This window comes from Massilia sp. IC2-278 (assembly GCF_020708045.1).
GTDB lineage: Bacteria > Pseudomonadota > Gammaproteobacteria > Burkholderiales > Burkholderiaceae_D > Telluria.
This window is the reverse complement of record NZ_JAJFES010000005.1, coordinates 214363-228249: the sequence shown is the minus strand read 5'-3', so window position 1 is coordinate 228249 and position 13887 is coordinate 214363. Positions and strand designations below refer to the sequence as shown.

The window sequence follows — 13887 nt, the reverse complement described above, 5'->3', positions numbered from 1 at the left end:
GGCCGCTCCTGTACCAAATTGATATCACCGGCAATCAGCGTTTGCAGCGAGCCAGCAGGTGCCGGGACAGGGGGCTGCCGTGCTCAGCTTGCGTACGCGGTGTGGACGTGACTTCGCATGCCTGCGCAATCTCGAATGTTTCGGTATCGGGATCGAATTGCTCCAGCGTGTCACTCGACTGCTCTGTCTTCAACGCAGGTCTGCGCGCGCCATGCGTTTTGAAGAAAGCATAGACCTGGGCTGCTCTGGATTGCGGCTCCCATTTGTCCAACACGAGCAGACTTCGCTTATTTTCATCCCACACCATGATCCGGTAGCCAGGCAGGGAGGAATAGCTGACATGGCGGCTGTAAAAGGCAGTAATGAAATAGTTGGTTCTCGTGGCAGCGTCATGGATAACAGAAATGTCTTCCCCAAACAAATACCGCGATTGTTCCGCATCGGAATTGCCGAAGCCCAGTTCATCCGGCTTGTTGGCCGGTACCGTGGCGCCAACGCGCAGCCAGCCGTTCTTGCGGCCGAAATAGAGCGTATTGATGGAATCGCGGTCGCCTCCGCTCGACAGGGCAGAAGCCGCGTGGAGGTACCAGTCGCACATGCCGTCGTTGTCGAGGTCGATCTTCGAAAACGCAAACCAGGTATGGTTCGAAGCGCCGTCGACCCTTTCCCAGCCATTGCCGCTTACGGCATGGTCGCCGGGCTTTGCGTCCCGTACCCAGGCGAATTCCTTTTCCTTCCTGGCCAGTGCCTGGTATTTGTCCGGCAGCGGCTTCCCGGGCGGCATGCGGCAATCCGGCATGTCGAGCGTGAGCTGCATGCTTGCGCCCTGCGCCGTGGCGGTAGCGGTGGCGAGGACCAGTCCATTCATAAACAGGCAGATTTTTTTCATCAGGTATCGGGGCTCGCCAGAATGAGGCGGTTTTCATTGCATATGATTGGCGTCGTGTTCAGCGCGGCCGACTTGTTTTTCCAGGTTATCGATGCATCGCTGTCGGCCACTTCCTTATGGCGACTTTCCTGTTGCCGCTTCCCTGAGCAAGCGAATGCGGGCACGTTCCGCTCCACGAGGGTCGCGTGCGGGTGTTGCATGCGGTTCCAGCCGCCGCGCCAGTGCAAGCAGGATTTCCGCACGCCCGGCGGTTACCTCTTGCAATGCCAGGCTGTCGTTGAAACCCTTTTCGCTGATCCAGCCGGCCGTCGTGAAAACACGCGGCACTCCGGTTTTCAGCACCATGAAGTCGCCTAGGTCTTCTTCGGTGGGTGCGTCGACGAGATAGACCTTGCCAGTCGTGCGCTCCTTGAGCGCGTAGGGATACCACGTGAATGCAGCCACGAATGGCTGCCACTTGCCGCCAGTGAAGCGCAGATACCGGTGCTCGAGCACACGCATGCCCGCGCTCGGACTACCGCCGAGACGCTCGATCCAGAAATCCAGCAGGACGCACTGCCCACTGCCGTCCAGGTTGACGAAGCGGCGCCGGGCGTCATATTGCTCGTAGCTGGTTGCCGGCAGCGCTGGGGGCGCAAGGGGGGGCTTCTTGCATGCCGCCAGGTCGACAAGCACATAAGGGTTCGTGTCGGCCTCCACCGAGGCAGCACGCGTGTTATCTGCAGCTACGAGTCCCAAGCAGACAGCCAGACCTATTTGCAATACATCGAGAATACGCATTTTTTTCATGTTGTTATGGTAAGACCAATGGAGTAATGTCAAGGCCGCCACGCGGAACCGTGTCCGGCAAGTCGCTGGTGCAGCGCAGGGCAAAATAATCGGCCACGGGTTGCTGGCGCCGCGGGTCGGCAGGCTGGGTGACCGGATATTCGAACGCATTCACGAAGCGGTGGGCGTATTGTCCTCCGCCGGCGGTACGGTCGTATTCGAGCATGGCGGCAAAACTGCCGCTCTTGGCATGATTGCCGCCATCGCCGTTGTGCTCGCGCGCGGTGCGCATGGCAAGCTGGAGCTCGATCTCGCGCTGCCGTTTGACCCAGGCCGGATTCGGCTGGCCGTTCACGAGCGGCGGGTAGTCATTGGTGACGTTCACTTGGCCACGTACGCTGTTGTAGCTCTTGCGCATGAGTGCCATCGACACGATGGATAGCCGTCCACCTGGCAGGGAATCCTTGTAGATGCCCATCAGGTAAGTATTCACCGTAGGGTCTGACAGCAGGACGGTGGTTGCGATTGCCGCGCGTGCTTCTCCGTTGAAACGCGCGGTCGGATTGCGTTTCCAACGATTGATGTCGTTCCAGAGTTGCTTGGCGGCGGCAGCCGCAAGACCGGTGCCGTTCATGAAGGCAGTGCGTTGCGCCTGGGTCGCAGCGTCCCAGTCTGGGGTCGATGCCGTATGGGCGCTGAACTGCTGGGCAGCGTAAATTGCACGCGTCTGCTGACGCTCGACAGCCTCCCAGAGGACAGCGTTGTCGAGCTGAAGCGCCAGCCGTCCGGCGGCATCGGTCATTGTCGAGGAGTTCTTAATTGCCCGCAGGTTTTCGACCATGGTCGTACCAATGATCTGCGTCGTGCCATAGGAGGCAATGTAGTCTGGCAGCACGGTGGCGACCAGGTTTTTCCCTGGACATCCATCGGCTGAGCAGTCCTTGTTGATCTGCGGAGGATACGTCTCGAGCAACATGGCGGCGTAGTTATATTTTTGCAAGCGACGATCAGCAATATTGGTCGCCGACGACGCACCGCATTCGACGATGCGCTGAGATTGCGCCAGCACCTTGCCGTTCGCATTCTTGTAATCCGCACTGCCGACCTTGATCGGCACCTCCTCGGGCGCAAAAGGTATGTCAGGCAGCAGGCCGATCCGCGCCGGGCAGTTGGTCGGAAACAGGGCCTGGCGATCAGTCGCGATATAGGTGGCAATGAGCTGTGTCGCCTTGGCGTCGTCCATCTCGACCGTGAATTGGGGAAGACTGATCAGCTTATTCCCATAATGCTGTTTGAATGCGTCTTCCTGCGATGCGCCGTTGGTCCAGGTCGCCGCAGCCGTGCTTCCGCTGAAAAAATTACCTTTGGCGTCAACCAGCAGGCTGGTACCGTTTTGCGCGTATTCATTCTGCTTTTGCCCAAGCGCGGACGCCGGGAGTCCGGTCTGGATGTTATCCACGATAAAAGCCCAGCGCGCTTTCACGAAGCCCTTGTTCGTACCCAATGCATTACCGTTGGCGCCGGTTGTAATCAAGAAGTAGCGAATGCGCGCCGCGCCGTCGGGATCGAAGAATTCATCGGGACGTCCGCCCGCATAGGCGTACAGGTCGAGCAGCATCGGTGCCGGAAGGTCATCCACGGCGTCGGCCACGCCGGCCGGGTCGGGACTGAGGAAACGCTCGCTGGCCGGGTCGAAGAAGCGCGCACCATGGTAGGACAGTCCGCTTTCCTCGTCGTGGTACTGGCCGATGTAACGCAGCGGCTGGTGTACGCCGGCAGCGGCACTTGCGGCAGTGCGCAGGACGCGCGGCAGCGAGACAGGGCCTGCATCTTCCCATACCGTCTGTCCTGCCGCCGTCATGCTCCGTACCTTGCCCGCCCGGTCGGTGTGCAAGGCGCGTGCCGGCGCTCCGAACAGCCAGGTCCGCAGCCCGGCCCACCAGGACCGCTTGCGCAAATCGATCTGCGCGAGCGGGCGCCAGCCGAGATAGGCGTAGGCGAACTGGGCACGTCCGTCGGCATCGGCCTCTGCCAGCAGGCGCGTGCCGTCGTACATGGTGAGCGTGACCCGATCCGGCCCGCCCGCCCCGGAGACCAGCTTGACCACGCGCCGGCCGCGTGCGTCGTAGATGTAGCGGCTGCTGCCATTGGGTCGCACGGCTTGCACCAGCTGGCCCGCGGCATTCCAGTGCAGGCGCTGGCTGGCGAACGCGGCCGGCAGTCCGGCATCGTCGACCTGTTGCCCCGGCGACCCGGACAGGAACGCGGCGGCATCGGCGCTGCGCGCGCCGGCAGCGGCCGGCTCTGCAGTTCCGGCCAACTGTTGCACGCCTGCCCCGGCGCCGCTCTCCAGCGCCGGGGCGTAGCGGTCGACCGTGCCGTCCGCGTGCGCAATTTCGGTGGCAAACGGGCTTCCCTGGACAACCTGCCATGTGATTGCGCTGACGATCTTGCGCTGGCCACCAAGCGCGGCCGGCAGCATGCCCACGGTGTGGATAGCGCCCGGCATGCCCTGTGCGTCGAAGCGCTGCGCGAATTCGTGCGTGGCGCCGGTGGCGTCGGTCAGGGTGTGCCCGGCCACCCGCCCATGCCCATCGTAGCGCCAGCCTTGGTGCATTTCCAGTGCGCGCGGCAGTGCTGCGGCAAGCTTCCCGGAAGCTTCGATGCGCAATGTTTCGCGTAACAGGCGCCCGCCCTCGTCATAGTCGTTGAGTGTCTTGCGTGTGCCGTCTGCGTCCTCGATCGACTGCTCGGTGAGCAGCATGCCGCGGTAGCGGTAACGCACTGTCTGTTCCGCTGCAGTGGCGCCTGGTGCAAAGCGGCGCGTCTCGAGAAGACGTCCGGCGGCATCCCAGCGCGCCACCTGGCGGGCACCGCGCGGATCGACGGTTTCGAGCAGGCGGCCAGCGGCGTCGTAGCGCGCGAGCTGCCAGCCTTGCCCGGGGTTGCGAATCGCGGTCACCCGGCCAAAGTCGTCGATCACGCGCAGCGCTTTCCGATGGGCGCTTTCGAGTGCGACCACCGATGCCTGTGCTGCCGTACCGGATGCCCCCCAGTCTGCCTGCAGCGCCTGGCCGGCGCTATCCGACCACGCCACCGGTCGGCCAGCCCAGTCGCGCTGCGCCGGAAGCCCGGACAGCTGCGGCTCGGCGGGTGCAGCCGCAGTTGCGGCAGTGATGCGGGTACCATCGGACAGGATCCGCTCGCGCAGATGGCCATTCAGGTCATACCTGTAGCGTTCTACCTGCGTGACCGTACCCTGCGTTACCTGCAACTCGAGCGGCTGTCCGCGCCAGTCGTTGCGAATGGTGGTGGTGCGCACGGTGGCCCCGTCTTGCCAGCGCAGCACGCGTGGCCGCAGCGCCGCATCGCGCTCTACCACTTCCGTCGTGATATTGCCGGGCCCGGTGAAGCGCTTCGGCAGCTTGCTCTTTGGGTCGTATTCGATACGGGTGAGATGGTCTTCGGACGTCGCATTGGCAAGCGGGCCGGCGATCTCGGTCTGGTCGCCATAGGCGTTGTATCGATACGAAATGGTGCGCTCGATCGGCATCGCTGCGTGCAGCCCGTCTGTCGTCGGTGCGAACCCGTGCTCCGAGACCGCCGACAGCAGGCCGCGCTGATCGTATTGGTAACGCGTCACCAGCTCCTTGCCCGGCACGACGCTCGGGCGAGCCACCAGCGTCGGCTCGCTTGCATTGCCCAGGTATTCGAAACGCAGCTGGAACTGGCGCGCACCGGCTTTGCCGTGCTGGTAGCCGATCTTCTCCACCCGGACTGCACGGCCTAGCGAATCGAGCGTCGTTACCTTTGCGGCCAGGGGCGTGCCGTTCACGTCCAGCGTGGTCACGGTCGTCAGGCGGCCCTGCGCATCATAGCCATAGCGCACATTCGTGTCGCTACAGGTGACGCAGCCGGCCCCGCGTGCTTCCAGCAGGCGGTACTCGCCAGCGATGATGGCGTGGCGGTAGACGGTTTTCTGGCCCAGGCTGTTGGTCAGCGTAGTCATGCCCGTACCATGCTCGAGCGTGATCTGCTGCACGCCGGTGCCTGCAACCAGGCGCGCCGGCTGCAGTACCTTACCACCGGCATCCCGCGCCAGGCGTGCCGGATAACCCTTCACGCTCAGGTTGCCCCTGCCGTTGTCGTCGTAGCCGTAAGTCGACACGCGCTGCCACGCGGCCTTGCCTTGTGCATCGCTTGCGAGTTCGCTGATGCCGGTCAGGTAAGTCGGGAAGCTGGAGCTCTCGTAATGGTAATAACGCGCGCCGGTCGGCATCTCGACCTTGACCAGGTTGGCCAGCAGCGTGTTGGCTGGCACCTGCGCGCCCTTCGGCGCCGGACTGCCGTAGCGGTAGCGGAAGGTGCCGACCGGGCTGACGATGCTTTGCACGCCGCGGAAGGCGGTACCGGCTGCGCTTTGCGCCTTGTCGAGGTATTGCAGCTGCAGGCGCCGTCCCTGCGGGTCGGTCACGCTCACCAGCAGGCCGCGCGCATCGTGCTGCAGGCTGACGAACTGGCCGTTCGGCGCCAGGATCTGCACCAGCTTGCCCTTGCTGTCGAAGTTCAGCTGGCGCCCGTCGGCCCAGCGCCAGGTGTATTCCTCGCCGCGCCCGGTCTTGCCGATGCTGACCGTGCCGTTGGCCGGATCGGCGCTGGCGCACAGGCTGGGGTCGCGCGGATCGCGGTTGAAGATGATGCGGCTGCCGTCGGCCTGCACGATCTGCACGGTGCGGCCCGATACGTACAGGTCGGTCTCGTACGACAGCTTCCAGCCGCGCCCGACCAGGTTGGTCGACGAACCGGCCTTGCTGTGCGAGCTGTTGTAGTGGCGGATGATTTCCAGGCCCAGGGTGCCGGGCAGCGGCGCCATGTCGACTTCGCGCTGGTATTTGTTACCGTTGATGACGTTGATCGGGTTGCCCGCGCCGACGTTCACGCCGGTGCTGCTGCCCATTGCCGCGGGCCCGGCGCCGCCGCAGGTTGCGCCGCCGTTGCCCGGGCCGCAGGTGCCGGGCGGCGATACGGGCGGAAGGCTGGGGACGCAGCTGGAGTTGGGCGGACAGGCGGGCGTGCCTGGAATACCAATGGGCGGCAGCTGGGCAACCGCGCTGCCGCTCATGGCGCCGAGCCAGGCGAACACGCAGGACAGTGCTGCGGGACGGAACCAGGGTGTGGACATGCTACAAGACTCCTGTCGTTTCGGTAAGCTGGAAAAGATCGTCTGCAAACACCTTGATGCCTTCGGGGCCGATCGGCTTTCCGTTCATGGTGTTGCCCTCGAGCGTGATGGCGCCGGTGCGGAACGACGTGACGGCCCACGGGTGTCCATCGCCCTTCACGACGATGCGGTTGTTGCGGATGATGGCGCCGTCGCCATGGTGCAGCCGGATCGGCGCATCGGCCTCGCGCACCCGGCCGCGTCCGCGCACGATGATCGTGTTGTTCTCGATCCGCGCATTCGGGCCGTAGATCCATAAGGCGGTGCCGGCATCGACCTCGATGGTCGAATCGCGGATGACGGTTCCGGCGCCTTCCACGCCGATACCCCAACCGGCGCTGGAAATCGCGACCTTCTCAACCAGGATGCCGCGCGCGGGATAGTCGCGCGCGCGTGCCGGCAGGGCACGCCGGACCTGTCCGACAGCGAATGCCGACAGTTCCGTCATCTGGGCGGCTGGCAGCCCTCCGGTCGCGCCAGGGCCGGCCATATCCGAACGCAGGTCGAGCGGCAAGCCAGGCGCGGACAGGATCTTGATGCCCCAGGCGTCACCGGCGCGCCTGGTCACGCGGATCTTGCCATTCCGGATCGTCAGGTTCGCGGGCAGCACCGGGCCATGGACGTCGGGGTAGTTGATCCAGTCGCTGGCAGGCGTGTCGATGGCAGCGCGCATGGCTGCATTCGCCACGACCGTATGCCGTTGCAGGTCCACGACCACGTTGTCGCCCGCCACCAGGATTACGATATGGTCATCGTTCTTGTATTCGCTGCCATGGGCAAAGGGGCGATAGTGGCTGTCGACCAGCATGTCGCGCGTCACGCAATGCAGGCCAGGGCGCGTGAGTACCGCGCCCCCACCCTGGCGCGGCTGGATCGGCTGGCATGTTCCGGCGTCCTGGGCGACAGCACTGGCACCGATGAGCAGCAGGGACAATGTCAGCAACAGTCGCATCGCGTGGCCGTGAGTGATCTCCATGGTGCTGTCGCGTACGATATTCCCGGCACCGCGCATTCCAACACCAACCAGGCCGGAAGAATATGCATTGCCGATCGTGTGCACCCGGCCTGGTCCCGTTTTAAATATATTCACTGCGTCTCCCTGGGATCCGGGTGCCTGGTCGCAAGAGGCATTTGTTGCGTAGCCGGCCTGACTTCGACGGTGCTTTTCTCGTCCAGGGTTCGATACAGGCTGGCTTTACCCTCAACGGTATTCCCCTCCAAAACGACTCCTGCAGAGTTACTGAATTCCATCGCAACAGCTCCGTCGGGGCGGCCTTTGATCACGAAGCGGTTGTTGCGGATGACTGCGCCAAAGCCGTCCTCGACATACAGGGCAACTTGCGGCTCGCCGCCGGCGTCTGCCGGATCGCGTGCCGTCATGACGATCTCGTTATCTTCGAACACCAGATTCGGGCCGTAAAGGTTGACGGCTGCGTTGCTGCCGATGATCTTGCAGCGGCGGATGATGTTGTTCTTTCCCTGCATGAGCACGACGATCTGGTCGGAAGTCAGGGTCAGGTTTTCGAGAACATAATCGGTCGACTCATAGCGGTCGATGTCGCCACGTGAGTCGGTTAATCTGGCACCAAGCAGGTAATGTCCTCCTACCTTCTTGCCATCAAAGCGCTTGTTATTGCCGTTCCATCGATGCGCCATGATGACGGCAGGCTGAAATTTCGTGCTGATGCTGCCATTGCGCAGTGAAATGTTACGGGCGGCTTGCATATGAGGATGCTCTTTTCCATCAGTCCAAGCAGCACCGCCGAGATGCATCATGCCTTGGCCAGCAGCAGTCGTCGTTACCATGCTGTGCCCTGCAAGATCGATCGAAACGTTGCCGGACTCCGAGACCATCAGAGGATCGTGCGGCACTGCCATATGAGGCAAGCGCAGCCAGGCGGGTAACTCGGTCTGTTTCAAATCCTGGCTGAGGCAATAGTTACCTGGCCGGTAAACGCGGACGGACCAGCGCTCGAATGACGTTCCTTGAGAGGAAGTCAAAGGTATGCAGGCACCATGCGACGAAGGCGCAAGCTGTCCTGAACCGGACGCTGCGACAGCGAGTCCCGAGGTTGTTCCAAGAACGAGCAGGAGTGATCTGATCATTCTATTTGTGTCCGGCAAATACCGCTTTCCATGCCGGCTCAAATCGGCTGCCGCTTTCTTTCATCTCCATGCTGCCCGTGAAAGCCCTGGCTACGTCATCCTTCTCCGTCATGCCGTAAAAGGTGTTCTTCTTGACGGTGATTGCGCCGGTGTCGAAAAGCGAAATGCCGCGACGGTTGGCGCCGTCCTTGATGACGATCCGGTTGTTGCGGATGATAGCGTCATCCATGGTCCATTCCCCTTCCTCAAGCGCGGGCAATCGGATGCTGTCCCCCGCCAGGCAGGCCGAGTGCACTGCAAGTGCGGCATTGAGTGTGCGATGAAGCATCTTGGTTATGGGATTCGGTGTCGGGTAGCGGATGACGGCGCTGTCAGCAGGCGCGCCAGATCCCAGGTGTTTGCAAGGATGAAAGGTCCGAAACTGAAGAGTACGGTGGCAGGGCGCTCGCCCAGCGCGGCCATCTGCAGGCGCGTCGTTTCGAACAGATCCGGCGATCGATACAAGTAAAATGGCGTGGCGACAGCACCTGCAAACCCGTAGTGGGCAGCAAACAAGATGAGCCCGGTGCGGCGGCGGCGCGTCAGTGCGATATAGGCGTATCCGCTGTACATTGCCATGGCAATCAGGGGCAAAAGTTGTGCAGTAAATACTGCGTAGCTGAAGAACAGCGCCTGCATGATGGCATTGCCGATGTGGTAATGCCCTGGAAGATCGATTCCAGCAGGAATTGCGATTGCTGCCAAAAACAGATACACCGAAAAAAGGATTCCGGCCACGATGGACATACCCCTCGTTTTCGACAAGTCACGCATCGGTTCTTTCTTCATTATTCGTAGGGTGTCGATTACTTGCAGGCTGCTGCGACATTGGCTGCGGTCGCAGTGCTTGTTGGTAATATCGTCCCATCGTAATAATTTTTTTCAGTCCTCCGGTATACGCATTGCGCATGGCGGTCGCACAGCCGTTGTCGTAGGCCGGTAGCGAACCGAGGCCAAAGCTTTCGAGCTTTGCATTCAAGACGCTGATTTTTGCCGCGTTGTCCTGCAGCCTGTTCCAGTCCTGGAGGAAGTCCGCGATGTCGCGGAACCGGATTGCTATCAGGCGGTGACCATCCATTTCAATCCAGTAAATATTTGCTGAGCCTATTGCCGGAAGCCTCTCTCGGAATGGCAGCGAGATACTAATTAACCCCTCGCCGTCAAAAGCCTTGGACCAACCTGAGTGCACATCAAAGCGCCTTGCCGTCAAGATATCTTGTTGCAGACAGTAAGTGCCAGGAGCTTTGATGTCACTCCTTATCTCCTGAGGATGATCATTGTGAATTGGAACGGGTGCGCATTCAGGAGGGGCAGCAGTCGCTTCACTGGCAAAAAACGCGAACGTGAGCAATGCTAGCAACTCCCGCAGGGATGGCATGCAGCTGCCTATCGTGGAGGATTCATTGCGCAGTCGGCCGTTGGTTTTCATGGCATACGTTCGTTATTGTACGCCAGGTTCAGCGCGCATCGATGGCGCACTAAGCAAGTTACGCATTTCATTGTTGCGCATTATCGTGCTGCTTTTGTCGTCCCACATCTTTGCCAAGGTCTTCAGGCCATAGACACGGTTGTTTTCAATGACCACATCTTTGCTGTCGATGACCGATATCGCGGCTGCAGGGGCGGTTTCGGGGCTGCTGTCGACCACAATGTCGTTATTCCTGACGACTGTGCCGTTACTATGGTGAAGCTTGATTGCAGCCGCGCTTTCGTAAGCCGATTTCCCCTTGAATATGATGATATTGTTCTCAATAATATTGTTTGGCCCGAAAAGATAAATTGCGGCATGGCCATTGCTCATCACTATCGTGCTATTGCGCACAACGTTTCCTTTGCCGCGCATTCCAATTCCAACCAGGCCGGCTGTAAAGTTTTTTTCACTGGTGTTTGCCTGGATCTTTATGGAGTCGATGATATTCTCAGTAAGCGGATAGTCGCCTGCAGAGATTTTCTCGAGTTGTTCGTAGTCTTTTTTTGAAAATCGCATGTCGCCCGAATACTTTGTCATGAAATCAGCCAGTAAGCTGCCTTCCCTGAATGCCAGTTCGATGCCGCCCATCGTCCGTGTCGAAACAGTCCCATTTCTTATGGAGATATGGGAAGGTAGCTGTCCTTGCCTGTCGGTTTGTGGTAGCAGAATCCCGCTCATCCCTCCTGTTTCCGCAGTAAGAGAATGCTTTTGCAAGTCTATTTCAACATTGGATGAGCTTATCTGAATGATCGGGCTGCTCGCATATTTTTCCCCGTGTATATCGTAAAGACGAGGGCTCGTTATGTCATGTGGCAAACAATAGCGTCCAGGCTGTTCGATGAGTTCCGTGATGGTGATATCCGTCTCTTTGGGATCGATTTGCTTTATCGGCTGGCAAGCATCTTGAGCATGAGCATCAGGAAGGGTATATAACAGCGCGCACGAAAGTGCGATCTTATAAATGTCCATTGTTATTGACAGTTATTGGTCGGCAAGATGGATCCAGAATAATCCTCTGGCTTGAGGGGGTTACCATTCGCGTTGCACAAGTTTTTTTGCCGATTGGTCTCTCCGATATTGGCGTTGTATTGGTCTGCGCCGCCTTGTTCGAGATCGATGTCCCGGGTACTGTCATCCGGATTGATTGCCTTGTATTTCCATTCGTGCGGCACTGCCATATGAGGCAAGCGCAGCCAGGCAGGCAACTCCGTCTGCTTCAGATCCTGGCTGAGGCAATAGCTTCCTGGTCGGTAGAAACGAACAGACCAGCGCTCGAATGACGTCCCTTGAGAGGAAACCAAAGGCGCGCAGGCACCAGGTGATGAATGCGCAAGCTGTTCCCAACTTGGCGCTGCAACAGCGGGTCCCGAGATCGTTCCAAGAGCGAACAGGAGTGAGATGATCATTTCCATTCGCGTTTGGCAAAAACCGCTTTCCAGGCAGGCTCGAAGCGGCTACCGCTTTCTTTCAACTCCAGTCCGCCGGTAAATGCCTTGGCCACGTCATCCTTCTCCGTCATGCCGTAAAAGGTGTTCTTCTCGACCGTGATTGCGCCGGTGTCGAAAACCGAAATGCCGCGCCGGTTGGCGCCGTCCTTGATGACGATCCGGTTGTTGCGAATGATCGCGCCATCGCCATGGTGCAGGCGAATGGGCGCATCGGCCTCACGGACCGGACTGGCGCCGCTTACAATGATTGTATTGTCTTCAATAATGGCATCCGGTCCGAAGAGCCAGAGCGCCGTACTGCCATCGGTTTCGATCACGCAGTTGCGGATGATGGTGCCTGCGCCCTGGATATTGATGGCGCCCGCGTGCGCACGTGACGTAACGCTCGGCTCACGGGCGTCGATATGCATGTTCTCAATGCGAATGTTGCGCTCGTGATAGTCTGCTGCCTTCGAGGGGCGCAAAGCTAACTGATTCTTGAAAATCCATTCCTTTCTTTCTCCGAACGAGTTGGATAAATTGCGCAGTTCTTCCTTTGATTTCCCTTTTGTGCTTGCTCTTTCAAGTGGATCTCCCATGTCCGACAAAATCGATAGCTCATAGAACCCGGAATAGATACCGACCGATGATGTTGTACTCAGAAGACCGTTTTTGATTGCAACCTGCTTTGGCTGCCGTGCATTATAGTCCGCCTTGTAATTGGATTTGCCCCCATTCTCAATCCGGATGCCAAGGCTGGCATTGCCGATGCGAACGGCATTATCCTGAAGGTCGACACGAATATCGTCGTGGGTAATGCCCAAAGCCTCGGAGGGCCGGCCCGATCGCCTATCGATAAAGAATTCACTGTAGTCGCGAATCTCCAGATCGGCCTGGAGGCAATAACTCCCGGTCTGGCTCAACGCGATATTTTTGTTCTTTTCCGGCAGCAACGGCTGGCATGCAGTATTTTGCGCATGGGCTTGTCCGCCGTATGGCAAGAGCAAAGCTGTACATGGTCCGATCATCGATGTGCGCAAGAACGCTGGTAAGGAGACGGTCATTTCAGGGTGTAGGTCGAGTCACCATTGACGCGCACTTTCTGCTCGAAGCCCTTGAACGTGTTCCCTTCAATAAGCACATCTTTCGAGTCGAGCAGATTGATGGCCGCAGGCGCGCTGGCGAAGATGCTGCCTTCGAAAATGAATGTGTTGTTTCGAACAATGGCGCCATGTGCATCGCGCAGTTTTAGTGCTGCATCGAACGGCTTTCCGTCGCCCTTGCCGTGTATGATAAAGGTCGTGTTTTCGATCACAGCACCCGGGCCGAATTGGAAGACGGCAACGCGACCATCGACTTCGATGATACTGTCGCGCAGTATATTACCGGCCCCGCCCATGTCTACACCACGCCAACCGGCATGAATGGTGATATCTTCGATCAGGTAATCAGTTTTGGCATAGCCCAAGGGTGGGCCACCCTGCGTTGCGGACGCGGGAATATCTTGGCAACTTACTCGTTCTAATGGACAAAATCCTTTTCCGGCTTTCGTTGACAGCCAGTCAGGACGAAGTGTCATGCCACGATTTGCTTCGCTATTTCCCGGTGCCTCGATATAGCCGTTACGTACCGTCACCCCTACACCACCTGAACGATTTTCTATGCCAACCATACCGTTTGCCTCAGCGACAAGACGGTGGCCTTGCAGATCGATTACATAACTATCCTTCCCCCGGGGATAGCTAGCTTTGCTGTCGAATGGATGGGTAATACTGATCAGCCCTTCACCGCTAAAAGCCTTATAGCTAAACGCATGCACATCGAACACCTTTATAGCCAACATATTTTGCCGGAGACAATAGCTGCCGGGCTTGTCTATATAAGCCCTATCTCCAGCACCTTGTGGGTCAGAAATCGAAAGTTTCATACAGGTTGGCTCTACAGCACCTACCTGTAGAGCGTGAAT

At 59.3% G+C, this 13887-nt stretch carries 12 protein-coding genes; all 12 read right to left on the bottom strand.

Going from position 1 to position 13887, the window contains the following annotated elements; genetic code table 11:
• Positions 1–34 precede the first annotated feature (34 nt).
• The gene (locus tag LK540_RS12765) at positions 35–889 is read right to left on the bottom strand and encodes a hypothetical protein (RefSeq protein WP_229437681.1); all 855 of its coding nucleotides are present in this window, start codon (positions 887–889) and stop codon (positions 35–37) included.
• A gap of 114 nt (positions 890–1003) precedes the next feature.
• Positions 1004–1678, bottom strand: a complete 675-nt coding sequence (locus LK540_RS12760; RefSeq protein WP_229437680.1) for a hypothetical protein — start codon at positions 1676–1678, stop codon at positions 1004–1006.
• 4 nt (positions 1679–1682) lie between these two features.
• The gene (locus tag LK540_RS12755) at positions 1683–6839 is read right to left on the bottom strand and encodes a DUF6531 domain-containing protein (RefSeq protein ID WP_229437679.1); all 5157 of its coding nucleotides are present in this window, start codon (positions 6837–6839) and stop codon (positions 1683–1685) included.
• Position 6840: 1 nt separating this feature from the next.
• On the bottom strand, positions 6841–7854 hold the full coding sequence (locus LK540_RS12750; RefSeq protein WP_229437678.1) for a right-handed parallel beta-helix repeat-containing protein: 1014 nt from the start codon (positions 7852–7854) through the stop codon (positions 6841–6843).
• Between the two features lie 110 nt (positions 7855–7964).
• Positions 7965–8984 (bottom strand): right-handed parallel beta-helix repeat-containing protein, encoded by a 1020-nt coding sequence (locus LK540_RS12745; protein WP_229437677.1) that lies wholly within the window; start codon positions 8982–8984, stop codon positions 7965–7967.
• 1 nt (position 8985) lies between these two features.
• Positions 8986–9213 carry a hypothetical protein gene (locus LK540_RS12740; protein WP_229437676.1) on the bottom strand — a complete coding sequence of 76 codons (228 nt, stop codon included), beginning with the start codon at positions 9211–9213 and terminating at the stop codon, positions 8986–8988.
• Positions 9214–9317: 104 nt separating this feature from the next.
• Complete coding sequence (locus LK540_RS12735) at positions 9318–9770, bottom strand: hypothetical protein (RefSeq protein ID WP_229437675.1); 453 nt, start codon at positions 9768–9770, stop codon at positions 9318–9320.
• A gap of 19 nt (positions 9771–9789) precedes the next feature.
• On the bottom strand, positions 9790–10452 hold the full coding sequence (locus tag LK540_RS12730; protein WP_229437674.1) for a hypothetical protein: 663 nt from the start codon (positions 10450–10452) through the stop codon (positions 9790–9792).
• Positions 10453–10464: 12 nt separating this feature from the next.
• A complete protein-coding gene (locus LK540_RS12725) occupies positions 10465–11463 on the bottom strand; it encodes a right-handed parallel beta-helix repeat-containing protein (protein WP_229437673.1) in 999 nt (332 codons plus the stop codon).
• A gap of 2 nt (positions 11464–11465) precedes the next feature.
• The gene (locus tag LK540_RS12720) at positions 11466–11906 is read right to left on the bottom strand and encodes a hypothetical protein (protein WP_229437672.1); all 441 of its coding nucleotides are present in this window, start codon (positions 11904–11906) and stop codon (positions 11466–11468) included.
• Positions 11897–12985 carry a right-handed parallel beta-helix repeat-containing protein gene (locus tag LK540_RS12715; protein ID WP_229437671.1) on the bottom strand — a complete coding sequence of 363 codons (1089 nt, stop codon included), beginning with the start codon at positions 12983–12985 and terminating at the stop codon, positions 11897–11899. Before LK540_RS12715 ends, LK540_RS12720 begins: the two co-directional genes overlap by 10 nt.
• Positions 12982–13848 carry a right-handed parallel beta-helix repeat-containing protein gene (locus LK540_RS12710; RefSeq protein ID WP_229437670.1) on the bottom strand — a complete coding sequence of 289 codons (867 nt, stop codon included), beginning with the start codon at positions 13846–13848 and terminating at the stop codon, positions 12982–12984. The genes LK540_RS12715 and LK540_RS12710 overlap by 4 nt, the downstream gene beginning before the upstream one ends.
• Positions 13849–13887 lie beyond the last annotated feature (39 nt).